Origin of the sequence: Desulfosarcina widdelii, assembly GCF_009688965.1 — a bacterium.
In the GTDB taxonomy this organism is placed as follows: Bacteria; Desulfobacterota; Desulfobacteria; order Desulfobacterales; family Desulfosarcinaceae; genus Desulfosarcina; species Desulfosarcina widdelii.
This window is the reverse complement of record NZ_AP021875.1, coordinates 7,161,435-7,185,107: the sequence shown is the minus strand read 5'-3', so window position 1 is coordinate 7,185,107 and position 23,673 is coordinate 7,161,435. Positions and strand designations below refer to the sequence as shown.

General features: G+C 56.4%; 22 protein-coding genes and 1 pseudogene. 6 read left to right on the top strand and 17 right to left on the bottom strand.

The window, feature by feature from the left end; all coding sequences use genetic code 11:
- The first annotated feature begins 178 nt into the window (after positions 1 to 178).
- Entirely contained in the window at positions 179 to 844 is a 666-nt protein-coding gene (locus GN111_RS32765) for a GntR family transcriptional regulator (protein WP_155307771.1), read from the top strand.
- A gap of 38 nt (positions 845 to 882) precedes the next feature.
- The gene (locus GN111_RS32760; protein ID WP_155307770.1) at positions 883 to 1,857 is read left to right on the top strand and encodes a hypothetical protein; all 975 of its coding nucleotides are present in this window, start codon (positions 883 to 885) and stop codon (positions 1,855 to 1,857) included.
- A gap of 91 nt (positions 1,858 to 1,948) precedes the next feature.
- Here the strand turns inward: GN111_RS32760 and GN111_RS32755 are convergent, their stop codons facing one another.
- A complete protein-coding gene (locus tag GN111_RS32755; RefSeq protein ID WP_155307769.1) occupies positions 1,949 to 4,756 on the bottom strand; it encodes a bacteriohemerythrin in 2,808 nt (935 codons plus the stop codon).
- Between the two features lie 425 nt (positions 4,757 to 5,181).
- On the opposite strand from GN111_RS32755, the gene GN111_RS34100 reads away from it, so the two are divergent.
- Positions 5,182 to 5,367: a DUF2080 family transposase-associated protein gene (locus tag GN111_RS34100; RefSeq protein ID WP_231715621.1), complete on the top strand. Its 186-nt coding sequence runs from the start codon at positions 5,182 to 5,184 to the stop codon at positions 5,365 to 5,367.
- Positions 5,368 to 5,400: 33 nt separating this feature from the next.
- The gene (locus GN111_RS32745) at positions 5,401 to 5,835 is read left to right on the top strand and encodes a GNAT family N-acetyltransferase (protein ID WP_155307768.1); all 435 of its coding nucleotides are present in this window, start codon (positions 5,401 to 5,403) and stop codon (positions 5,833 to 5,835) included.
- Between the two features lie 6 nt (positions 5,836 to 5,841).
- Here GN111_RS32745 and GN111_RS32740 read toward each other — a convergent pair whose 3' ends face one another.
- From GN111_RS32740 to GN111_RS32735, 3 genes are read right to left on the bottom strand one after another with little or no spacing between them, the layout of a single operon-like run.
- Positions 5,842 to 6,186: a LexA family protein gene (locus GN111_RS32740; protein ID WP_435050938.1), complete on the bottom strand. Its 345-nt coding sequence runs from the start codon at positions 6,184 to 6,186 to the stop codon at positions 5,842 to 5,844.
- Positions 6,108 to 6,290, bottom strand: a complete 183-nt coding sequence (locus GN111_RS34565; protein ID WP_353740194.1) for a phage integrase N-terminal SAM-like domain-containing protein — start codon at positions 6,288 to 6,290, stop codon at positions 6,108 to 6,110. The genes GN111_RS32740 and GN111_RS34565 overlap by 79 nt, the downstream gene beginning before the upstream one ends.
- A 52-nt stretch (positions 6,291 to 6,342) precedes the next feature.
- A complete protein-coding gene (locus GN111_RS32735; protein WP_155307766.1) occupies positions 6,343 to 7,086 on the bottom strand; it encodes a hypothetical protein in 744 nt (247 codons plus the stop codon).
- Positions 7,087 to 7,279: 193 nt separating this feature from the next.
- Here GN111_RS32735 and GN111_RS32730 point away from each other — a divergent pair, with 193 nt between their 5' ends.
- Positions 7,280 to 8,014, top strand: a complete 735-nt coding sequence (locus GN111_RS32730; protein ID WP_155307765.1) for a TetR/AcrR family transcriptional regulator — start codon at positions 7,280 to 7,282, stop codon at positions 8,012 to 8,014.
- Positions 8,015 to 8,096: 82 nt separating this feature from the next.
- Here the strand turns inward: GN111_RS32730 and GN111_RS34700 are convergent, their stop codons facing one another.
- The 9 genes and pseudogenes from GN111_RS34700 to GN111_RS32695 form a co-directional block, all read right to left on the bottom strand.
- Positions 8,097 to 8,348: a DUF362 domain-containing protein gene (locus tag GN111_RS34700; RefSeq protein ID WP_492207415.1), complete on the bottom strand. Its 252-nt coding sequence runs from the start codon at positions 8,346 to 8,348 to the stop codon at positions 8,097 to 8,099.
- A gap of 192 nt (positions 8,349 to 8,540) precedes the next feature.
- Positions 8,541 to 8,861: pseudogene (locus GN111_RS34695) on the bottom strand (hydrogenase iron-sulfur subunit); the annotation flags it as partial.
- A gap of 95 nt (positions 8,862 to 8,956) precedes the next feature.
- Positions 8,957 to 11,746 (bottom strand): FAD-dependent oxidoreductase, encoded by a 2,790-nt coding sequence (locus GN111_RS32720; protein WP_492207414.1) that lies wholly within the window; start codon positions 11,744 to 11,746, stop codon positions 8,957 to 8,959.
- A 129-nt stretch (positions 11,747 to 11,875) separates the two neighbouring features.
- Positions 11,876 to 12,091 carry an FAD-dependent oxidoreductase gene (locus GN111_RS34690; protein ID WP_492207410.1) on the bottom strand — a complete coding sequence of 72 codons (216 nt, stop codon included), beginning with the start codon at positions 12,089 to 12,091 and terminating at the stop codon, positions 11,876 to 11,878.
- Positions 12,092 to 12,324: 233 nt separating this feature from the next.
- Entirely contained in the window at positions 12,325 to 13,476 is a 1,152-nt protein-coding gene (locus tag GN111_RS32715; RefSeq protein ID WP_155307763.1) for a (Fe-S)-binding protein, read from the bottom strand.
- Between the two features lie 18 nt (positions 13,477 to 13,494).
- Positions 13,495 to 14,031 carry a 4Fe-4S dicluster domain-containing protein gene (locus tag GN111_RS32710; RefSeq protein WP_155307762.1) on the bottom strand — a complete coding sequence of 179 codons (537 nt, stop codon included), beginning with the start codon at positions 14,029 to 14,031 and terminating at the stop codon, positions 13,495 to 13,497.
- A gap of 2 nt (positions 14,032 to 14,033) precedes the next feature.
- Complete coding sequence (locus GN111_RS32705) at positions 14,034 to 16,043, bottom strand: aldehyde ferredoxin oxidoreductase N-terminal domain-containing protein (protein WP_155307761.1); 2,010 nt, start codon at positions 16,041 to 16,043, stop codon at positions 14,034 to 14,036.
- Between the two features lie 31 nt (positions 16,044 to 16,074).
- Entirely contained in the window at positions 16,075 to 16,275 is a 201-nt protein-coding gene (locus GN111_RS32700; RefSeq protein WP_155307760.1) for a DUF2080 family transposase-associated protein, read from the bottom strand.
- Positions 16,276 to 16,404: 129 nt separating this feature from the next.
- A complete protein-coding gene (locus GN111_RS32695) occupies positions 16,405 to 16,770 on the bottom strand; it encodes a hypothetical protein (protein ID WP_155307759.1) in 366 nt (121 codons plus the stop codon).
- 68 nt (positions 16,771 to 16,838) lie between these two features.
- Between GN111_RS32695 and GN111_RS32690 the strand changes: the two genes are divergently transcribed.
- Positions 16,839 to 18,608: a L,D-transpeptidase family protein gene (locus tag GN111_RS32690; protein ID WP_170302570.1), complete on the top strand. Its 1,770-nt coding sequence runs from the start codon at positions 16,839 to 16,841 to the stop codon at positions 18,606 to 18,608.
- Between the two features lie 136 nt (positions 18,609 to 18,744).
- On the opposite strand, the gene GN111_RS32685 is transcribed toward GN111_RS32690, so the two are convergent.
- Genes GN111_RS32685 through GN111_RS32670 form a run of 4 tightly spaced genes read right to left on the bottom strand, consistent with a single transcriptional unit; the run spans position 18,745 to position 23,668 of the window.
- Positions 18,745 to 19,758 (bottom strand): ABC transporter ATP-binding protein, encoded by a 1,014-nt coding sequence (locus GN111_RS32685; protein ID WP_155307757.1) that lies wholly within the window; start codon positions 19,756 to 19,758, stop codon positions 18,745 to 18,747.
- Positions 19,736 to 20,740: an ABC transporter ATP-binding protein gene (locus GN111_RS32680; protein ID WP_155307756.1), complete on the bottom strand. Its 1,005-nt coding sequence runs from the start codon at positions 20,738 to 20,740 to the stop codon at positions 19,736 to 19,738. The genes GN111_RS32685 and GN111_RS32680 overlap by 23 nt, the downstream gene beginning before the upstream one ends.
- Positions 20,737 to 22,632, bottom strand: a complete 1,896-nt coding sequence (locus tag GN111_RS32675; protein WP_231715620.1) for an extracellular solute-binding protein — start codon at positions 22,630 to 22,632, stop codon at positions 20,737 to 20,739. Before GN111_RS32675 ends, GN111_RS32680 begins: the two co-directional genes overlap by 4 nt.
- Positions 22,625 to 23,668 (bottom strand): ABC transporter permease, encoded by a 1,044-nt coding sequence (locus tag GN111_RS32670; protein ID WP_155307755.1) that lies wholly within the window; start codon positions 23,666 to 23,668, stop codon positions 22,625 to 22,627. Before GN111_RS32670 ends, GN111_RS32675 begins: the two co-directional genes overlap by 8 nt.
- Between the last annotated feature and the right edge of the window lie 5 nt (positions 23,669 to 23,673).

Here is a 23,673-nt window from a genome sequence, read left to right as displayed (position 1 = left end):
ACGCACTCTCCCCATAGCGAATATCATTTCCCCCGTCAATGGTTTATTGGTAAGTTGGTATTTTTTCAATCGGTTGCCAAAAACGCAGCATTGTATTACACAGGTATACCAAAAAAACACTGTCATACAATGCAGGTATCGGCCTTCTTACTAGGCCGCGATCCTCGCCGGGGAGACCATGAATATCGACATTTACATGCAACTGCACCATCGGATCCTGTTTATCGAATACGAACCGGGCCGGATCCTTAAAGAGCAGGCCCTGGCCGACGAGTTCGGCGTCAGCCGGACCCCCTTGAGAACGGTGCTCTTTCGTCTGGAATGGGAGCACCTGGTCAAAATTCTGCCCCGCACCGGCATTCAGGTGACCGAACTGGAATTGAACCGCATCATGAACGTGTACCAGGCCCGTCTGGAATTGGAGGAAGTGGTCGGTCGTCTTGCCGCCGAACGGTTCTCTCCGTCCCACTTCAACAAGCTGGATGCCATCAGGCAGGCGTGTGATCGACTGCCCCATGAAAAGGACACCCAAGCATTGGCCGACATCGATTTTTCCATAAAAGCCCTGTTCCTGGAAGCGGCCGGAAACCCTTTTTTAAAGGAAACCTCGGATCGCCTGTATGCGTTGACCTTCCGTTTGTGGTACTATAATATGTTGAAGATGAACGCGGAAGACTGGAACATCGAGGTTGCCGCGGTTAAAAAAGAACTTGTGGAGACCTCGGCGCTGCTGGTCGAAAACAATCCCCGGGAGATTGGCCTGGCCCGGAAACGCTATCTTTTAGACCATCTCGAACGCATCCGCTCCAAATTTCTGGGACTTTCCGTCAGCTCTTTTTCGTGATTGACAGGAAGAATCCGTCTTTAAACAGGAAGCCGACCATGTCGCAGCCTTCCGAACAACGGCGCCGCCGGAAAACAGAATTTTCACCTGAAGAAATTCGCGATGCGGACGCCGCCGATTTTTATTCCACCATCGCCTTTCAAAATTTCAGCCGCATGCGAATGATGGCCATGGTCGCCCTGGTTATTTTTCTGCCACTTTTCATCTGGGATCTCATTCGATTTTTTCACGGGTATTGGCAACAATCCATTGGCTATCCGATCATCGCTTTTTCTCATCTCGGCCTTCTGTTTCTACTGGCCGGCATCCTGCTGCTCGCCCGGTGGAAAATGCCGCAGAGACCGTCGTCGATTCAAAGGTCTCACAAACGACTTATCAATGGAGTGCTGGCTACTGCTCTGCTGTCTACACTGCCGCTAGCTTTGGGCGACGTGCTGGCCGGCAGTGCCATCGACGTCTATATCGGGATGGTTTTTGCCTACGCCTCCATATTCGTACTGCCCAATCGGATCAGGCTGGTTCTGTTCGGCACCTACATGGCTTCAATGGTGATTTTGTTGATCGGGGTGTATTTTGCGATAGGACAGTCCATGGCCATCCATCTCATCAATGTTGTTGCATTTGCCATCGTCGCCTTTATTCTTTCCCGGGTCCTGTTTCTTTACAATCGTCAAGATTTCTTCAATCGCCGGCTGATTGATCGTCAATCAGAGGAAATCAAGCAGCAAAACGAAAAAAACGAAGCGTTGATCGCCGAACTCAGGAGCGCACTGGAAGAGGTAAAAACCTTAAGCGGATTTATTCCCATTTGCTCCGTCTGTAAAAAAATCCGTGATGACAAAGGCTATTGGAACCAGATCGAGGAGTACATCAGCACCCATTCGGATGCCCGCTTCAGCCATGGAATCTGCCCGGCCTGCATGCAAAAAATGTATCCGGAGCAGTATGCAAGCATTCAATCGAAAGCGTCCGACCCGGACTTGGATGAGGGAAGACAAGGGGAACCGGAGTAATTCTTCGACACAATGCCACCCGCCTGGCATCCCTGCCACAATGCGACTTCCAAAGAAGCGGCATTTATTCTCGAGTGCTTGCTTTTATAGTTTAGCTTTTTTTCAGCACCGGCACATACTTGCGGTCCACCTTGTCGATGTGGTTGAGCAGCCAGTCTTTTAGAAACGTCATCAATTCCATGGAAACCGTCGCGTCACCGGACTCGAATCGCTGCTTGAATTCCACCACCTGATCGACCAGCTTCCTGTGAAGCTTTCGGTGGGCATCCAGATCCTCGTAGCCGTGCTTTTTCATCAAGCCTTCTTCATCCTTGAAGTGCTGCTTCGTATAATCGGCCAATTCGGTCAGGATGGATGCCATAACCCGTTGGCCGGCCCGTCTGCGCATGGCGCTGTGAAGCTGGTTGATCAGATCAACCAGGCGGCGGTGCTGCCGGTCGATGGCTTCGATATCGAACTGGATGCGTTTGTCCCAGACGATCAGATCCACTATCTCCGATGAAACAACCCGGCTGTCGTCGCCGGTACGGTCCACTTTGAATTCCCCGATGGTGACGATCAGGTCTTTGGCCAGAAGGGCAAGGTCCCCGGCGTTGACGCTCACCTGGGTGCTGTTGTCCGCAATCGCCCCGGCAATCCGGTTCACCTCGGCAATGTCGGAGGCGATTTCTCCCGCAAAAGCACTGGTTCGAGTCACGCTTTCGTTGACTTCTGCCATGCCGCTGGCCGCCTGGCCGACATTCTCGCTGATATCGCCGGCAGCCGCGACCTGCACTTCCACGGCGGAACCGATGGAGGACACCATCTCGTCCACCTCACCGATCACATCGGCGATGCGGCTGATGTCCGATACGGTTTCGGCGGTGGAGGTCTGAATACCCTCGATCTGCCGTTTAATCCCCTGGGTGGCCTCTGCGGTCTGCTTGGCCAGTTCCTTGATCTCGTTGGCCACCACGGCAAAGCCCTTGCCGGCCTCGCCGGCCCGGGCCGCCTCGATGGTGGCGTTCAGGGCCAGCAGGTTGGTCTGGTCGGAAATGTCGGTAATCAACTGGGTCACCTTGCCGATCTCGGCGGCAGCACTGCCCAGGCTGTCCACTTTGGTAGATGCCATCCGGGCTTCTTCCACCGCCCGACGGGTAACGGCCCCTGCCTGGTCCGAGCTTTGGCCGACATCGGTCACCGTCTGGCGCATGTGTTCCATGGCCGATGCCACCAGTTCCACGTTGCTGGAGGCCTTTTCGCTGACTGCGGCGATGGAATGCATATGCTGGCTCATTTCGTCGGCCGCATTGGCCACGGCCGCTGATTTCTCACCCATCTCGCGCACCCCTGCATCCATCTGACCGGAGATGACCTGCAGCTGGTCGGAGGATGCACTTACGGTTTCAAAAGACTGCGAAATATTGCGGACGATATTGTGCAGTTTGGAAATGAACGTGTTGAACCATCCGGCCATCTGGCCGATCTCGTCCCCGCTCTCAATGGTCAGACGTCGGGTGAGATCGCCGTCACCCTGGGCGATGTTTTTGAGCATGTCAGCGGTTCTCCGCACCGGCCGCACGACCATAAAGGCAGTGGCCACGGCAAAGAGAATGCCAATGGCAACGGCCACCAGGGTGCCCGCCAGCATCAGGAAATTGGACCGGGACATCTGGCTTTCGGCCTTGGCTTTCTGACCGATCCGGGCATCGCTGCAGACGCGATCCACCTGACCGGCGGCCTGGGCCATGCGATCCTGCGACTGGAGCTGGCGGCGCAATAGATTCACGGTCTCGTTGAATGCGGATTCGTAATCGGAAACCGCCGCAACGATGGGTGCGATCTCTTCGAGAACTTGCTGATCTTCAACCTGTTCCTTCAGAGAATCTGCTGCCGAATAGATCCCCTGGATATTTTCGGTCACCTTTCCGGATTTGGACGGATCTCGGGAAGCCATCATTGCTTTTTCATTCAACTGGGCATGGATCAGCAGGTTGGTCATGGCATTGACACATTGCGTCAAAGCCAACTTCCGGTCGAAAAGGGCCTGGGTATCTTCCCTGTAAAAGTCCAATTGCTGTCGCAGCTCGAACTGCAGGGAAGTAATCGCCCAGGTATAGTCCTTGACCGATTGGATCATGCGATTGAGGTCTTTGTTTTGTAGGGTTCGCAGATATCCCAGCACACCGTCAATGTATCGCTTCTGAAGCTTTACGATCTGGTCGGCCAGTTCCATGTTCTCGGGTGTCTGCAGCTGTGATCGAAGCTGGCGCACCTGTTGGGCCAGTTTCTTGTTGCTGCCCTTCCACTGGGCCATGGTGCTCAGTTCGTTCTTGTTTATGAGAGAGACACGGCTTACCTTGGCCTCCAGAGCCGTATTGTAAATTTGGGCCGCGGCATCCACCCAGGCGGTTTTCTGGGCAATAACGGTTTGGCTCGTCTGGCGGAGTTCCTCGAGACCGGCCTGCTCCCGGTCGCGAATCTGCGAGGTCAGATCCAGCGCAAAACGCGCCTTTTCACTCATTCGGCCGGCTTCTGCGCCCTGGGCTTCGGCCAGGTCCACAAACGCTTCGAAGGCCTTTTCGTAATCCTGTGCACGGGATTGGATGGTCGCCAACTGCTCCTTGACAGTCCCGTCCGCAGAAATGCTTTCCAGGCCGGTAATTTCGGATTTCATTTCACTTAGCGCCCGGCGGACGTTGTCCACATTCTGATTGTTGAGGCTGATGACGACGCCCTGTTCGTGCTGCCTCGCCAGGGCCAGGGACTGTCCAATGGCGTTGATGGCATCCGATACCCTGGCGCGCCGGGCAATACCGGACTGGCTGCGGTATCCCACGACGGCCAGTGCCACCAGAAGGATCAGGATCAGGCTGAATCCGATGGCGAACTTTTTTATCAGGCTGATTTGCTTAAACAAAACAATCTCCTTGCATCCATAAAAAATCGTATGACCGCACCCGGACAAACACAGCTTCGGCTTCGACGGGCCGGAATGGTTTTTTCATAGTTTTACCATCGACCGAACGGGGAGTTTCTTTAGTCCGTGTCCGGCCAGAAATAGGCAAATTTGTTCAAGCTCAAGGCTTTCGAAAAATTTTACCGAAGTCGCCCCGCAGGAAGTGCCCTTGGGGTGTATATGGGTTATATTTCGAGGAATAAATTTTTCGTTTAACGCAGATATCGTACAAATTGGCCATTTATGGATGGGCACGGGGTAGCTGAATCACAGCGACAATCTAGCTAAACTGCCTTGACCCCTTCCGGAACGAATGATAAGAAAAATGATTCGTGAACATTGGAAACCATCGCCATCGAGGCATTTGAAAGGAACGGGTATTCATCGTGGCAGATGATCAGAAAACCCGCGGGGACGAAACGTCGCCGGAACACGCACCCCCGAAAGTCAAGTTCGAGATATACGGTGAGGAGATGATCGAGAAGCTGGTCAAATCCAGCGGCAACAGCGGCCGGGTTTACCTGCCGCCGGACTGGGTGGGCCGCCACGTCAAGATCATCCGGATGGATTAACCCAATCGCACTATCGAGATAAAGGACAGCTCCGTGGAAAACGTTCGGATCAGAGAACTTCAGGTCGCCGATACGGATGACATCTGCGAAATCTATGCGTCCATCGTCCGGAAACCCGTGGATGTGGACTTTACCGCCCTGATCGAAAAACACGCCCGAACCGAAAACGACATCTGTTTCGTGGCCGAGTTGGATGGCAAGGTCATCGGGTTCATGATCAGCTATATTCTCACCTTCGGCTTCGGCATTGAGAAAAGTGCCTGGATCGCCACCCTTGGCGTGGACCCCGAATACATGGGCCAGGGGATCGGAGACCGTCTTGCCCGCGAAATTTTTAAACTCTACAAGCAGATGGGGATCAACCGTGTCTACACCTCGGTGCGCTGGGATTCCACTGATCTGCTCTCCTTTTTCAAAACCTTGGGCTTCGACCGCAGCAAATTCATCAATCTGAAAAAAGACCTCTGATCCCGGTCAGGCTCTACGGACAACCCGCACAAATTTACCCAGGATCGAGACCCGCTTTCGCCGGGGTCCCTTGAAAACCATGACATCGTACGCCGCGTTGACCGGATGGAGGGACAGGCTGCTTTTCGTTCGACGCACGATCTTGAGCGTCGCCTCCAAAAGCAGGTCCTGAACCATCACCGCGGCGATTTCCCCGTTTTCGACCCGCTGTCCAGGCCGAATGATGGCCAGATCGCCATCCATGATGTGGGCGTCGATCATCGAGTCTCTCTTCACCCGCAAGCCGAAGCAGCGGGTACAGCCGAAAAGACTCGGCGCGATGGGCAGTTCCGCTTCCAGATTCTCGATAATACCTGCCGGTATAGAAAAACGAGGGCGCACAAGGCTTGATTCTGGGTGGAACTGGTAACCTTCCGGTTATAGGCAGTATCAATAGCGATGAAGCTTTTATACAATGAATGGACCGCTCAAAGAGAAATCATTCCTGGATAAGTACCAGTATGGATATCAAATCCAGCCAACGGCTATAAATACAATGTAGCAGACGGCCAATCCGCCGGCCATACTCCCCACGAAGGTGGCCTGCAGCTTTGTCGAAGGCAGATCATAGATAAAATACGTGATCAACGCGAACGGGAAATAAGCCAGAATCAGCAAGAAGAACGGAAATCGGGTACTCCACCACCAGTAGTTCCAGATCAGGGCGTCAAACGAGTTCAGGACAATCTCCACGATCACTCCCAGCAACGCCCAACTGAAAGCGATAACAATCCGGTTGTTGATTCCGAAGATCTTCATCTCCTTATCTTGGGGAATGCCTTTGGTAATGATAAGCCCCCAGAAAAGAAAATTAAAAATAATCTCAATATTCCACCCGATAAGCGTTTGATAGCCTGTCGGGAAACTGCACATCCAGTAAGCCGAATACCCTCCGGTTGCAGAAAAAATCAGGCCGTTCCACATTTCATTGAATGCATCCATCAGCACAAAGGCCAACCCGGCAAAAATACCGGACCAGTTCCTCTTTTCAATTTCAAGCGAATAAGCGAATGAAACAGCTCCCAGCAAAGCGATCACATGCCAACCGAATTGAGATGAATCCCGCATATTGGCCAGATTTTCCGCCGAACCGAAAGCCTGTCCTGACAGATCGGTGAGGAAAGGAGCGATCCAGACAATACAGTAGCAAATGCCAATGACGCTCCAAGCAATCCGCATTTGCCCTACCCGGGTTGAACTGTTTTCTTTCATGCTTCCCCCAAGAAAGTGTTCCGAAACAACGAGATGCAGTTGTGAAACACCATAATTTGCAGATGAGAGATTGTCCAGATAAAAATTAATTTGTTAATTATTTTTTTATATATTCACTTTTTTTGCTAAAAATGGTAGATTTTTTATCGGACTTTAAAAGTGACCGTCTCGTAAAAAAGTCACCAGGCATGTCATGCCGGCGGAAGGCGGAATCCAGGAAAAGTCTGGATGCCGGATCAAGTCCGGCATGACGGAGTTGCTGTCTTTACTTGCCGGAGTAATAAAACATAACACAGCGACCAGGAGACGACCGATGGAAAAGCATACGGAAAGAGTATCCAGGAAACGTCAGATCAAGAAGGAGCAGATTTATAAAGCGGCCTTGTCGGTTTTTGGCAAATATGGATACAGAAAAGCAACCCTGGAGGATATCGCCTCGGAATTTCATATGACCCAAAGCGGACTATACCGATATGTCCAGAATAAACGAGATCTGTATGAAAAGGCGGTGGCTTGCGGACTGATCGAATGGCAGCGGACCTCCGCCAGTTCAATCGAAAATGAATCCGATCCGCTTTTACAGCTGCAAAATTATGCCTTAACGGGGGCTAACTACCTGAATGAAAATGATGATTTAAGAAACGTCCTGATGAACGATCCGTCCGTCTTTCCGCTGAATACCAAGGAGGATCATTTTGCACCGATCAACCGGGAGTCCATGAGCATTCTCAGGGATATTCTCAAGCGGGGCATTGAAGAAAAGCGGTTTCGAAACATTGACCTCGATTATGCGACTTCATTTTTATATTCCGTTTACGTGATGTTCATCATCAAATCTTACGTAAAACCCGATATTGGTTCTTCCGAAGACATGCTCAGCAATTCACTGGATATTTTGTTGCATGGAATCGTGAACAAAGAGAAATAACAGGCAATCCCCGGGCGATACCGTTGATTTTGGTGGGATGTCACAGACTCAAAGCGGATTTAACCCGTAAAATCTGCGAGAATCAGGCCTTCGCTTTTCTTTTCAGGTTTCGCTGCGCTTCGGTGGGCGGCGGCGGCACCGGCGTGCCGACGATTTTATCGACCGCCCCGAACCGGGAAGGGCAGGCATCCAGGCAGGTGCCGCATTTGATGCAGCGCTCCTGGTCGATCACGTGAATGCGGTTTTTTCCGCCGTCGATGGCATCCACCGGACAGCGGCGCTGGCAGATCATGCAGGCCTGGCATTTCTCCGGATCGATATAGTAAGAGACCACTTCATCAAACAGCTGTTCGATCTCCTCATCGGTAAAATGGTCTGCGTACTCGGATTCATTTTCAAGACGGGCGGTAAGCTTGGTGTGTTTTTCGATCTTGATGTAGGGCACCAGCCGGGAAACCTCGACCAACGCAGTGTCCACGGAATTATTATCCAGGCCCTCGGATTGCCCCAAGGGGCCAATATCCTTTATCGTTCTGGTGAAATCGTCCACCACCTCGACAAAACGATTGCCTTCGCCGGCGGACATGAAGGCTACCCGCAACCGCTCGGGGTCCAACCCGATGCGGGCCAGGATTTTTTTGGCCAGAAGCACGAGGTTGAGGGCGTGGTAGTTGCCGTGGGTAATGTAGTTGCACTCCCCCAGCCGGCAGCCGCCGACAAAGACGCCGTCCACGCCGTTGGCAAAGGCCCGCAGGATATGGGCGAGGTCCACCCGGCCCGAACACATCACCCGGACGAGCCGGATATCCGGTGTATATTGTAGTCTGGAAACTCCAGCCAGGTCAGCTGCCCCGTATGCTCACCAGTGACAGACAAACCCGATGATCTTGGGAGTAAACAAGTGTCCTGCGGTCATAAATCAATATCTCCTGTGGTTGCCGCTCATCCGGAAACGGCCGACTCCGCTTCCGACTTTTCTCGTTGAAAAGATTTCTGCTCCTCGTTCGCCAACGCATCGACCTGTCTCCAAATCTCCTGATCGGTGAAATGCTTCAAAACGATGGCGCCGGTGGGACAGACCGCGTTGCACAGACCGTCGCCTTTGCAGATCACCGGATTGACGATGGCCTTCTTGCCCTGTTTGGTCTTGCGCAGCTCGATGGCGCCATAGGTGCAGACCTCGATGCAGGCGCCGCATCCCATGCATTTTTTCTCGGCCACCTCGCAAACCGCCCCGGAAACGGTGACGATATCGTGGGAGAGCAGGGTCAGGGCTCGGCCGGCGGCCCCGTAAGCCTGGTTGATCGCTTCGGGAATGTGCTTGGGATAGTGGGCCATACCACACAAAAAGACACCGTCGGCGGCAAATTCCACCGGTCTGAGCTTGACGTGGGCCTCCTGGAAAAAACCGTCCGGCCCCAGGGGCACCTTGAAAAAACGGGCAATCTCCTGGGCGCTGGAAGCGGGCACGATGGCAGCGGCCAGGACCAGCAGATCGGCGTCGATGGCCAGCCGCTGCCCTAAAATGGGATCGCGGAGCACCACGCGCAATACCGACCGACCGGCGCTTTTGGCCGCTTCCACCTGCGGTGGTTCCTCCGGGGTCCAGCGGATGAAGCGGATCTCTTTTTGGGACGCCTCCCGGTAATACTCCTCACTAAACCCATAGGTCCGCATATCCCTGAAAGCGATGGCGACGTCCATCTCGGGGTTGAGGGCCTTGAGCTTGAGGGCATTTTTGATGCTGTGCCCGCAGCATACCCGGCTGCAGTAATTGCGGTCCTCGTTTCGGCAGCCTACGCACTGAATCATCACCACACTTTGGGCACCGGTGATCGTCTCGTCCTTGGCTGCAATCCGCTCGCCCAGTTCGAGATGGGTGACCACCCTTTCGTTCTCCCCGTACAGGTATTCGGTGGGCTTGTATTCCTCGGCGCCCACGGCGATAACCACAGCGCCGTGTTCGATGGTCGCCGGCCCCCTTTCGGAGGTCAGGCGGGTGACGAAATTGCCCACATAACCGGTCGCCTCGGTGATGACCGCCTCGTTGTATACGTGAATCAATGGGTGACGGTACACACGCTGCACCTGCTCACCCACAAATGCCTGCACATCCTGGCCGTCCAGGGTAGACGGAATCCGCCTGGCCGTGCCCCCCAGTTCGGATTGCTTTTCCAGCAGGTACACCTCGTGCCCCTGGTCGGCAATGGAGAGTGCACAGGTCATGCCGGCCAACCCGCCGCCAACCACAAGGGCCGCCTTGTTGACCGGCAGGTCGAACTCCTGCAGCGGCTCCAATGCCTCAGAGCGGGCCACCGACATGCGGGTAATGTCCATGGCCTTTCGGGTGGCGGCCTCCTTCTCCTTGGAATGGCACCAGGAGCAGTGCTCGCGGATATTGGCCATGTCGTAGTAGTATTGATTGATGCCCGCCTCGCGCAGGGTGTCCCGAAAAAGGGGCTCCAGAGTCCTTGGGCTGCAGGCGGCCACCACCACCCGGTTGAGGTCTTTTTCCACGATGGTGTCGACGATCTCTTTCATGGAGTTGGTCGCACAGGAGAAAAGCTGCTCCTGGGCGTGGACCACATTGGGCAGAGTCAGGGCGTAGTCGACCGTGGCCGGCACATCCACCACCCGGCCGATATTGGTGCCGCAGTGGCAGACAAACACACCGATGCGCGGGGTCTGACCGGCGGCATCTTTTTCCGGCGGGTAGACCTTGGCCCGGGTCAGCTTGCCCCTCCGGTAGTCGAGCAGCTGCCCGCACTGGGAACCGGCGGCGCTGGCGGTAAACACCGATTCGGGGATGTCCATGGGACCCTGGAAGGCGCCGCTCACGAAAATCCCCGGCCGCGAGGTCGCCATGGGATTGGAAGAATCGATCCGGCAGAATCCGTGTTCGTTGACCGCGATGCCGAAGGTGTCGGCCAGGCCCTGGTAATCGGCGGGCGGCCCCAATCCCACGGACAGAACGACCATGTCGAAGCTTTCCTCTTTGACGCCGTCGGCCTCGGTGGCGTAGCGGACGATGACGTTTTTGGTTTCCGGGTCTTCGCCCACGATAGAGACATAGCTGCGGATAAACCGCACACCGGGGAGCTGTTGGGCCCGCTGGTAGTAGGCCTCGAATCCCTTGCCGTAGGAACGCACGTCGTTGTGGAAAATGGTGCAGGCGGTTTCGGCATCGTGGTCCTTGGTCAGAATCACCTGTTTCTGGGTGTAGGTGCAACAGGTGGCCGAACAGTAGCTGTTGTCCCCTTTCGTGACCCTCCGGGAGCCCACACACTGGATCCAGGCCACGTTGCGGGGATGCGCCTTGTCGGAAGCCCGCAGAATCTCGCCTTCGTATGGTCCGGTGGCGCACATCAGCCGCTCGTAGTCCATGCTGGTGACCACGTTGGCCAGCCGCCGGTAGCCGTATTCGCCCTTGACGGCCGGATCGTACACATCGTAGCCGGGCGCCAGGACGATGGCGGCCACGTTGATCTCCATTTTCTGCGGCGTCTGATGCAGGTCGATAGCGTCGTTTTGACACACCCCTTCACAGATGCGGCACTTCTTCTCCTTGAGATAAAGGCAGCTCTCATCGATATAGGCGATCAACGGAATGGCCTGGGCAAAGTAAATGTGCACCGCCTTGTTGCTGGAAATGTCCTGGTTGAATCGATCCGGGTACTCCACCGGGCAGTACTCCACGCAGGTGGTGCAGCCCGTGCACTTCTCTTCGATGATGTAGCGCGGCTTCTTGCTCAGCGTGACCGTAAAGTCGCCTGCCTCTCCTTGTACATCATCGACCTCGGTGTAGGAGAAAACTTCTATGTTAGGATGCCGGCCGACCTCGACCAGTTTGGGCGACAGGATTCACATCGAGCAGTCGTTGGTCGGGTAGGTCTTGTCCAGTTGCGCCATGTGGCCGCCGATGGCAGGGGATTTTTCGATCAGATAGACCTTGAAGCCGGCGGTGGCGAGATCCAGAGAGGCCTGGATGCCGCTGATCCCTCCGCCTACCACCACGACGTCTCCGAACCGATCCTTTCCCCATGCCTGACACAACTGCTCGATCATTTGGTTTTCCACAGGAAATTCCTTTTGTTGCCGAAAGTCATTTAGCGCATTTTAGAAAATCAACCCATTCGATTGCTGAAATAACAACCTACAAGCACCAAATCTCAAATAAATTCCAATATTCAATCTTCAAAAAGAACCAAACACCGACGAATTGGAGTTTCGAATTTGGACATTGTTTTTTATTTGTGATTTGGATTTTGTGATTTGGTATTTGCTAACTGGATAAAGTTCCATGCCACCAACTATATTGCCTCCACCACAATCTCGGTAATATCCTTGATCTCCGGTGCGTTTTCATCATTCAGGGCCAAGCGGCTGTCTTCGAAATTGGCGATGCAGTAGGGGCAGGCCGTGGCCAGAACCTCGGCACCGGTTTCGACGGCCTGGGCCACCCGCAGATCGGAAAAGCGCTCACCCTTGACGGTTTCCATCCAGATGCGGCCGCCGCCGCCGCCGCAGCAGAGGCTGGTCTCCCGGGATTCGGGCAGTTCCACCAGCGTCAAACCGGGTATTTGTGAAAGAACCCTGCGCGGTTCTTCGTAGATGCCGTTGTGGCGCCCCAGGTAGCAGGGGTCATGATAGACCACCTTGCGGGAGTATTCGCCGGAGAAAACCAGCCGCCCTTCATCGATCAGTTGCGCCAGGAGTTGGGCCACATGCACCACTTCGAAGTGCACCATGAATTCGGGGTATTCGTTCTTAAAGGTATGGTAGCAATGCGGAGAAGAGACCAGGATTTTTTTCACGCCGCTGTCGACGAAAGCCTTGATGTTTTCCCGGGCCAGGCGTTTGAACAGTTCTTCGTTGCCGGTTTTGCGAATGCTCTCGCCGCAGCAGCTCTCCCGGTTGCCCAAAATGCCGTAGTCGATACCGGCGCTGTTGAGGATTGCAGCGGTGGCCCGGGCGACCTTTTTCAATCGGGGGTCGTAACTGAGGTAGCAGCCGGAAAAATAGAGCAGGGTCATCCCCTCTTCAAAGGGCTTGACGGACAGCTCCTTGCCCCAGTCCCCCCGGGCCTGCCGATCTTCTCCCAGAGGGTTTCCGGCACCGCTCAAACTGGCGCTGACCGACCGCAGCGGTTTAACAGCATTGGGGAAGATGCCGTATTCCGTGGCCAGCCGGCGCAGGGAAATGCCCGATTCGATCTGGCCCACATCTCTGGGGCACTGCTGGGGGCAAAGTCCACAGGTCGTACAGCGCCAGATATCCTCGCTCTCGATATCGGTCATGCCGAAGGTCGCCTGCCGGACGACCCTGCGCATGCTGAAATCGATCAAGCGATTCCACGGGCAGACCGCATCGCACAAACCGCATTGATAGCAGCGGGTAAAGTTCTCGCCGCCATTGGCCTTGATCTCGTCGACAATCTCTTTATAGTCGGCTACCGTCTCCACGAATCAATGGTTTCCTTTTCAGCCTTTTTTTGCCACGGACATCCTGGCCACCGCATCGACAACCTTCTCAATCCCGTACTTCTCAGCCAGTGATTCAAGGCCAATATCCAGTTCCTCCTGTTCGGCTGCCAATTCAACTTCCTCCTCCCGCTCTTCGAGGACCAATGCGTCCGTGATGCACCATTTGACGCAGAGAGGCTCCTCTTCGCCTTCACACATGTCGCATTTCAAGGGCAGACCGGAATCGGGCTCCTTGAAATCGGCCCTGGAGGGACACGGCGCCCGGCAGAAGGCGCACTCGTCGTATTCTTTGCCGTCGATGATATACTTGTCCCGCCCGGCGCACTCGGCTCCGGCGGACTCACCGGCATAGACCGGCACATAAATGTCCTGCAGCGGATGCCGCAGCACGCGAATGCGGGCCCGTGCCGGATTGTTGCTCGAGTATTTGGGCTGGGCGTGAAAGGCCGAACAGATCATTTCGCAGGCTCGGCAACCGTTGCACAGATCGGCGTTGATTCGGATGGTTTTGACGATCTTTTTTTCGGTGGCCACGGCTACACCTCCTTGCCCGGTTCAACCGGATCTTCCGGCAAAGGCGGCTCGTCCGTTTTCGAGTAGATGCCCCGTTTCTCGAATTCCTCGTACACGTGGTCCAGCCCCAGTTCGTGCAGCGATTCCTTGGTGGGGATCCCCTGCTCGTTCCAGCCCTTGAAAGCGTAGTAGGTGTCTAAAAGTTCTTTTTCCAGTTCGGGAAATCTCTTTTTCCAGTGGTTTTCAGGAGGCCGGTCGTCTTTGCGACGCAACCCCCGGCGGGTGTTGATGGCCCGCACCAAAGTTCGATAGCGCTTGGCGGCCCGGGTCAACGTCTCTTCATCCATCTCGATGCCCGCTCCGGCAGAGATGAATTTCGGGTAGTTGTGGATGTGATAGGGCGGCTTGAGCGGGAACGAAGAGAGGCCGGCGCACATACCCAGGGCGTCGTCGATGTAGTGCATGCGCTCCTGCCAGTCGACGATGTCGCAGCACATCTCGGGCGTGGGGTAATAGGGAATCGATTTTTCACCGCGGGGCTCCCAGTCCAGAAAATACTGCTTGAACTTCTCGTCAGGCACCTGGAACCAGTCCTTGACGAACGCTTCGCGGTGCTCCCGTTTGGGATAGGGCGCCTGGGGAAACTGCCCTTCGATCTGGGTGATGTTCATCTTCTCACCGGTGGCGTACATCAGAAAATAGATGGGGTTGAGCATGGATAGTTTGAGGGGCAGCTGCTCGTGCTTCTTGATGTTGTTGTGGGCGTATGCTTCGGCCCCGTTGCCGATCGCTTTGGCCGCCCAGTAGGTGCCGTCGGCCAGTACGTCGCCGATGCCTTCCCGCCGGACGATGCGGTCCAGCAGCCAGTGAAAGCGGCCCTCGTTGTCCTCGGGCAGGCCAGGAAAATCGTCCTTGCTCAGAATGCCGTTTTCCAGCAGTTCCAGGGCAAAGGCCATCACCTGGGGGGCCGAAAAGCCGTCCACCCCATACTCGGTGGCGCTCTGGGCGATCCCCAGGCCGAATTCCAGGTTCGAGTAGGCTGCCATGGTGTATGTCAGCTTGGAAAAGCATTTCATCATGTAGGTCGGCTTGCCTGGCGGGGAGATGGTGGCGCCGCAGGTCATGGGACAGTTGTAGCAACTGATCAGCCGCGTGCGCATATCCTCCATGGTTTGGGTCCAGTCCCGGGCGATCTCCTCGTTCCAGAACCCTTTGCGGCGCTCCCGGGAATTGCCCCACATGAAATTCTCGGTATGCCATTTCTCGTCGTGAACCTTCATCTCCTGGGGCGACCCCAGGCCCGCCAGAATCGGCATGACGCCCGGTATGGGGTTTTCGTTGCGGAACTTGATGTATTCTAGCACCTCGCTGCAAAGCGCCATGAACTCGGCCGGGCGGGCCAGGTGAATGTCACGGGTTCCCCGCACGGCGATGGCCTTTACCCTTTTGTCGCCCATCACCGCCCCGATGCCCTGCCGGCTGGCGCTGGAACGGCCCTGCTCGATGGAGGCAAAAAAGACCCGGTTCTCGCCGGCCAGACCGATAGCGGCCACCTGGGCCTTGGGCTCCTTCAGTTCCTCGCAGATCAGGTTGGCCGTCTCCACGGCCCCTTTGCCTTTCAGATGGCTGGCGTCCCGGATTTCCACCTTGTCGTCCTTGATCCATATGTAGACCAGATCCGGGGATTTACCCCGCAGGATCACCTTGTCATAGCCGGCATATTTCAACTCCGGAGCCCAGAATCCGCCCATCATGGAGAAAGCCAGCAACTTCGTCTGCGGGGAAATGGTGGTTACGATGGTGCGATTGCATCCGGTCGCCGGCGTGCCGCACAACAGGCCGGCGGCAAAAATCAGCAGGTTGTCGGGCGAAAACGCCTCGACTTCGGAGGGCACCCGATCCCACATGATCTTGGCACTGGTGCCCAGTCCACCCAGATACAGCTCGGTATCCTTGGGGTCCGTGGCAACCCGTTCGATGTTACCGCGGGTCAGATCGATCTCCAAATGATGCCCTGTTTCCGCGTACCTCATGGTTTATACCCTCGGATTCGATCTCTTTTCCTCAGTCAATGCGAACGATTTTCACCTGTTTACCCACCCAGTCGCCGGGCAGATAGATCCTTCCGGTTTTCCCGCTCGTCTTGACTTTTTTTTCGATCATCTCCTCCCCGTAAATCCTGAACTCGGTTTTGGCGGGCACAGGGGAGGTTTCCGGCTCGCCGCCGTTCTTCTTTTGACGGATTTGCTGATTGGGGGTAATCATCTTCGACCCTGACAGAGCAACGCGTTGGTTGTCCGCTGTCCTTACCGGTCATGCATTGACCGGCACCGGGCAGTGGATTCACCCAGAAGGTTCAGGCTATAACATAACTACAAAATAGCTATATAATAGTTACTTGCTTGTCAAGCCAAAAAGAAGGGCGATGCGAAGGCCAGCCTCGATCCAACTGTGGTCTATATTACCTAAAAAATGGGAAAAACGACTTCCATTTCCCAACATGCCGCCAACCACCTTATATTCGACGAAAATGATAACGGTCTGGTTTTTTAGAAATAATCCATCTTCGTTTGTCCAAACCTCAGTTTGGTCCGGTTCTTGATAAACATCAGGTTTCAAGGCCCTGAATTCAGGTTCGGGTGCTAAAGGAAAAAGGAAGCGGTCATACACAGCATCCGCATTTTTGTCATTGCCGAATACCGCCTCGGGTACTAGAATAAATGTAAGGGCGGTAACGGATTCATCCCAAGGGTTTGCCACGGTGTCTTTCCGCCGGCCTGCTGCTCATTCAGGTTCGGGCAGATCCTGCACCAATGATCGGATCGTCAATGAAGGGTTACAGGCATACTATCATTTTTTTCCTGGCGGCCATGCTTTTCCTATCCCCGCGTACGGCGACGGCGGACAACCCGCATCTTCGGGAGGCAGCCGAACTCAAGCGCCTGCTGGCAGTCGAAGCGCCGCAGTACACCGCCGCCCCGGATGCCGCCACGGACAGACTTTGGAGCCCGGTGGTGCGGTTCTACCGCCTGATCGGCTACCGGACGTTATGGATGGACACCGATGGGCTCACCCGGCAGGGAGAAGGCCTGTTGAAGGTCATTTCGAGCGCCTCGGAAAACGGTCTCGCGCCGGAGGCATATTTTCCACCGCCCCTGGAGAATCCGGGCAGCCTGCCCATGGGATTGGACGAATCGTTCGGGGCGATGCCACCCTCTCCTGCCGTTCAGATGGACATGATGCTCACCGATGCGCTGCTCCGCTACGCCGCCGATCTTGCCCGGGGTCGCATTGCACCCCAGTCCCTTCACATGCCCTGGGTCAGCGACCAGCAACTTCCGGACCGTGATTTTCCGGCCGAGTTGGCGGCGGCGTTCAATGCCAACCGCCTGTGGGATTTTCTGGATGACCTGCCTCCCGGCCAGCCCGCGTATGCTGGTCTGAAAACAGCGCTGCAACAATATGAACGGATCCGTTCGCGCGGGGGATGGGCAACCGTCGATGGCGGCCCGTCCCTGCGACGGGGTGATCAGGACCCGCGCGTACCGGCGCTGCGCAGCCGGCTGCTTGCAACTGCAGATATCCAACCCTACCTGCCGGAAGCGGCGGAAGACTTCGATGCCGGTGTCGAAGCGGGGGTCATGCGCTTCCAGTATCGCCATGGACTGACGCCTGACGGCGTGGTCGGCGAAAAGACGCTGGCAGCGCTGAATGTTCCCGTCGAAAAGCGCATCCTGCAGTTGAAATTGAATATGGAACGCTGTCGCTGGTATCCGGACAGTTTCGGCCAACGTTACCTGCTGGTCAACATCCCCGATTATACGCTGAATATCGTGGAAAACGACTGGGTGATCCGACGGATTCGCGTAATCGTCGGCCGGCCGGGCCGCCAGACCCCCAACCTTTCCGGCCACCTGACCTACTTGGAAATCAACCCCTATTGGAATGTTCCGGCAAAAATTGCCAGGAAGGATATCCTACCGAAGATCAAGGAGGACCCTGACTACCTGGTCCGGCAGGGAATCAAGGTGTTTGACAGTTGGGATGAAGCAGCAACGCCCATCGACCCGGAATCCATCTCCTGGGAAGGGGTGTCCAAAAACTATTTCCCCTATCGCCTGCGCCAGGATCCGTCCACGCTCAACGCCCTGGGCCAGGTGAAGTTCATCTTCCCCAACAGTCAGGCCGTTTACATCCACGACACCCCGTCAAAATCGCTCTTTGAAAAAAACCGTCGCGGGTTCTCCTCCGGATGCGTGAGGCTCGAGTCCCCCCTGGAACTGGCTCGGTACCTGCTTCGCGACCAGTCATGGGACCAAAGCCGCCTGGAAGAGACCGTAGAAAGCGGCCGTCACAGAACCGTGGTCCTCAAAAAGCCCATCCCGGTGCATCTGGTCTATTTCACTGCCTGGGCGGATTCATCGGGTGCGGTAAACTTCAGGCAAGACATTTACGACCAAGACCGCGAACTCGAACTGGCTCTGATCCAGCGGCCCGCGCCCACCCTATTCTGCCGTATGGAGAAGCCGGTCGGTCCGATGCTGGCCCAATGTAAGCATTCACAGGGCACCGCATCTGCGGCGCTACCGGGCATTTGAAGTACAAAAGGGCACATCCGCATGCCCGGCGCCTTGCATCTACGGCACCCTGTAAACGCTTACCGTCCGAGGGTTTCAATGCCGTAAACACGTACGGCCCAATATACGCTTCCGGAACGCTGCCAATAAACGTCCTTTACTTCTCCTCCAGCCGTCCGGCGTAATGACACGCCGTCAGGTGGTCGTTGCCGAATTTCGGATATGGGGTCAGGATCGGCGTTTCGATTTTACAGCGGGAGCGCGCGTAGGGGCAGCGGGGATGGAAATGGCATCCCGCCGGCGGGTGAATGGGAGAAGGCACATCGCCCTGCAGCACCGGCTGCGGGGCATCCCGTTTGTCCGGGTCCGGATCGGGGATAGCTGCGATGAGCGCCTGCGTGTAGGGATGCAGCGGGCTTTCGTAAAGCGTTTCGGCCGACGCGTATTCCACGATCCGCCCCAGGTACATCACGGCAATCCGGTCGGACACGTGTTTGACCACGGCCAGATCGTGGGCGATGAACAGGTAGCTGAGCCCCATTTCCCGCTGCAGTTCCAGCAGAAGATTGAGAATTTGGGACTGGATGGAAACGTCCAGGGCCGAAACCGGCTCGTCGCAAACCACCAGCTTGGGCTTCAGGGCAATGGACCGGGCGATGCCGATGCGCTGCCGCTGGCCGCCGGAAAACTCATGGGGAAAGCGGTTGCGGGCATCGTCGGAGAGCCCCACGCGCTCCAGCAGTTCACCGACGGACTGCCGGCGCTGCCGGTCGTCTCCCATGCGATGGATCACGAAAGGCTCGGCCAGGATATCGCCCACCGTGTGGCGCGCATTGAGGGATTCGAAGGGGTCCTGGAAGATCATCTGCAGCTGGCGGCGGCTTTTTCTCATCACGCTGCCGCCGGCGGTGAGCAGATCTTTTCCCTGGAAGATCACCTTTCCGTCCGTAGGCTTCAGCAGCCGCAGGATACAGCGTCCCACGGTGGTCTTGCCGCATCCGGATTCACCCACCAATCCCAGCGTCTGTCCGTTTTCCACCGAAAGAGAAACCCCGTCCACAGCATACACCGCGCCGACTTTTCTGCGCAGCACGCCGCCGCGGATGAGAAAGTGCATTTTCAGGTTTTCCACCTGAAGCAATGCTTCGTTATTTTGTGTCGATGCCGTCATGGGGTTCCAGTAAAAAACAGCGGGCCCAGTGCGTATCGTCCACCGGCACCGGTTCCGGCAATTTCTTTTTGCATTTGTCCATCACGTGGGGGCAGCGGTTCTGAAACCGGCAGCCCGGAGGCAGTTGATCCAGCGCAGGCACGGTTCCCCGGATGATGGGCAAGGGGCGCTTGGCCGTCGAAGTAAGCCTCGGCATGGCGGCCAGCAGGCCCCGGGTATAGGGGTGTTGCGGGTCGTTGAACAACGCCCTTACCGGTGCGGATTCAACGATCTGCCCGGCGTACATCACGGCCACATCCTCGCAGATCCGGGCGATGACGCCCAGGTCATGGGTAATGAAGATTACGGCCATGCCGGTCTCTTTTTGCAGGTCCAGGATCAGCTCCAGGATCTGGGCCTGGATGGTGACGTCCAGCGCCGTGGTCGGTTCGTCTGCGATGAGCACATCCGGTTTGCCGGCCAGGGCCATGGCGATCATCACCCGCTGCCGCATGCCGCCGGAAATCTGGTGGGGATAGGCGGCCATGCGTTCCCGGGCCTCGGGAATCCCCACGCGCTGCATCAGATTCACGGCAGCCGCGAAGCGGTCATCGCCGTCCAGCTCCGGACGATGCATCTCGAAGACCTCCAGCAACTGCCTGCCGATACGATGGACCGGATTCAGCGCCGTCATGGGCTCCTGGAAAATCATGGCGATTTTTCCGCCCCTGATCCGCTGCATCTCTTCTGCCGGCAACCGGACCAGATCCGTTCCGTTCAAGCTTATGGAGCCACTCTCGATAACCCCGGCCGGACGGGGCAACAGCCGCATGATGGACAGGGCCGTTACGCTCTTGCCGCAGCCCGATTCGCCCACCAGCCCGAGAATACTGCCGGCCGTAAGGGCCAGGTTGACGCCGTCAACGGCCCGTACCCGTCCGCTTTCGGTGTCGAAAGCGGCCACCAGGCGGTCGATGGTCAGGATGGTTCGGCGTTTATTCATGGCTTGTAGGTTTCATCCCTGATCGTCACTGGAGGGAAGGCAACACCGTCGGCCATGGCGTTGCGCGTCTGCTCGGCCAACTGCGGGTCGAACCAGAACAGGCCGCCGCTGGAGCTGTCGAATGCGCTGAACAGACTGCCCGAGGTTCGCGTGGCCGGCGGGTCCGGCAGCCGCCACCAGCGCCAGTACACCTCCCGGAAATAAGGCACCATGAAAGTGGGCACATAGGCACCGATCTCGTGTACCCGCTGCTGGATGCGATGGGCCAGATCGATGCGCTCCTGTTCGTCCAAAGAATTGCGGTAAGCATCGATGAGTCGGTCCATTTCCGGATCGTCGGTGTTGGTCACGTTGTTGGTCTGCCCCTTGTGGGCATTGACCGAATGCCAGAACTCCCAGAAATGGGGACGCATCCCCGTGCTCCACCCCAGCCAGGCCACGTCGTGGCGCTTTTCCAGGATCTTCTTAAAGGCCGTGGACGGATCGAGTTTGAGCAGGTTCAGTTCGATGCCCGCCTTGCGGGCCTCCTCCTTGAGCACCACCAGCCGCTGGGTGTGATCGTCCCGGTAGTAGACCACTTCCACGCTGTAGCGCCGGCCGTTTTTGGCCCAGATACCGTCGGGACCGCGCTGCCAGCCCGACCGGGTCATGTATTCTCTCACCTTGTCCAGATTGTAGCGGCGCGCCCTGATGCTCGTATCGGTGTACGGACCGTAGCCCACGTAGGCGCTCTCCAAGCGAAAATAATCGTTGCGCAGCACCTGGGTGATCACCTTTTTTACGTTCATGGCATGGGCAAAAGCATAACGCAGGTTGACATCCTTGAAGATTTCGCGATCCAGGTTCATCCAAAGGCCCATGGCCGACTGGGGGGTGTCGTTGAAAAACCACATCTTGTGAACGTATCCCTTTTCCACCACCGGGGTTCGGGTCTTGATATGCCAGTACTTGGGAACCGTGGCCGGATAGACGTCCAGCTTGCCTTTCTTGAAATATTCCCACTGGAGGTTGGGATCGCGGATCACCTTATAAAGCACCGTGTCCACGTTGAACCGGTTTTTGAAATAGCGCCGGTCGTTGGCCCACCAGTCCTTTTTGCGCGCGAAACGGATATAGCGTCCCTTGCGGAAGCGGTCGATCTGGTAGGGGCCGGTATTGGGCACCACGGACCAGTTGGTCTTGCGGATGAAATCCTGATCCAGAGGATCGAAGAAATGCCGGGGGGTCGGGCCGATGCTGATTTTCAGGTGCAAATCCGGCTGGGCCTTGGTGCTGACCACCGCCAGGGTATGATCGTCGTAGACGATCACCCGCTCGATCTCGTTGGTGTAGTAATCATTGTACCAGGGCGCCACGATGAAAGGGGAGCGCATGAAATCCAGGGTATAGGCGAAATCGTCGGCCGTGACCGGCACGCCGTCGGACCAGCGGGCGGCCGGATCGAGCCGGAAGTACATGGTTTTCTTGTCGCTGCCATAGGCCCAGTGGGTGGCCAGTTCGGGAACGATATTCAGGGTGTTGGGATGGATGCCGGTCAGGCTCAACTGGTTGCCGAGAATGGCGCTGCGAAAGCTGGTGTTGGAATCCGGACCCACCACCCGGAAGGTCAGCGGAAACGAGTCCAGGGCCAGGTGCAGGGTGCCGCCCCGCCGAGCTTCCGGATCAGCAAATACCGGATCGCTGTCGTTGGTGAGCCACTGGATGCCTTCAGGCAAGGTCTCGCGCACCGGCATGGGAGCCGGCTGAACCGGCTCTGCAACCGCTTGCCCGGCCCCATCCGTAGCCGAAGGTTCTTTTTCCGGCGTGCACCCGGCAATGGCGATGCCGATTATGCAAAGCAGCGCCCCGATCATTGCCGGTATGAAAATTTTGTTTCGATTCAAATCACTCATAAACCGTATGCATCTTGGGATCGAATGCCTCGCGCACCGCTTCCCCTACGAAAGTGACCGCCACCAGCGTGACGACCATGGCAATAATCACGGAAAAGCCCAGCCACCAGGCGCTGAAGTTGGCCCAGGCCTGCTGCAGCAGTTCACCCCAGCTGGGCGTGGGCGGCGGCAGACCGAACCCCAGATAGTCCAGGGATGTCAGGGCCACGATGCCGCCGGAGATGGAAAAGGGAATGTAGGTGACAATCAACGATACGGTATTGGGCAGGATGTGCCTGAATATGATCCGCAGGTCCGAGGCTCCCAATGCCTTGGCCGCCAGCACGTAATCCCGGGCCTTTTCCTTGTAGGTCACCGTTCGGATGGTCCAGGTCATGCCCATCCAGCCGAAAATCACCATGATGCCGATGAGCCACCAGAAATTGGGCACCACGATGGAGGAGATGATGATGACCACGTACAAAAAGGGTACCGTCGACCAGATCTCGATGATGCGCTGAAGCAGAATGTCGAACCACCCGCCGTAATAGCCCATGGCGCAGCCGATGCTGATGCCCACTACGTAAGTAGATGCCAGCAGCGCAATGGAAAACCAGATGGCGATGCGAAACCCGTAGACCAGCCTGGCCAGTACATCCCGGCCGGAGGTGTCGGTCCCCAGAAAATGGCGCCGCTGGAATGATGGCGGCTCGGGCGGCAGGCTGTCTTTCCGCAGGTCGTTCTCGTATGGGTTGTAGGGAACCGGAGGCAAAAGCACCCAGTTGTCTGATTTCTCCTGAGTAAAACGCCGGGCCAGCTGCCGGTAGTCGGTTTCGTATTCGTACTCCAGGCCGAAGACCTTCCCGGGGATGATATCGCCATAGGTGGGAAAGTACCAATTGCCCTGGTAGCGGACGATCAGGGCGCGGTTGCTGACGAGCAGTTCGGCCCCCAGCGATCCCAGGATCAGGACCAGCAGCAGCACGAAAGCGTAATAACCGCGCTTGATGGCGCGGAACCGTTTCAACTTTTTCAGGGTCAGGGGGCTAAGGGCCATGATCG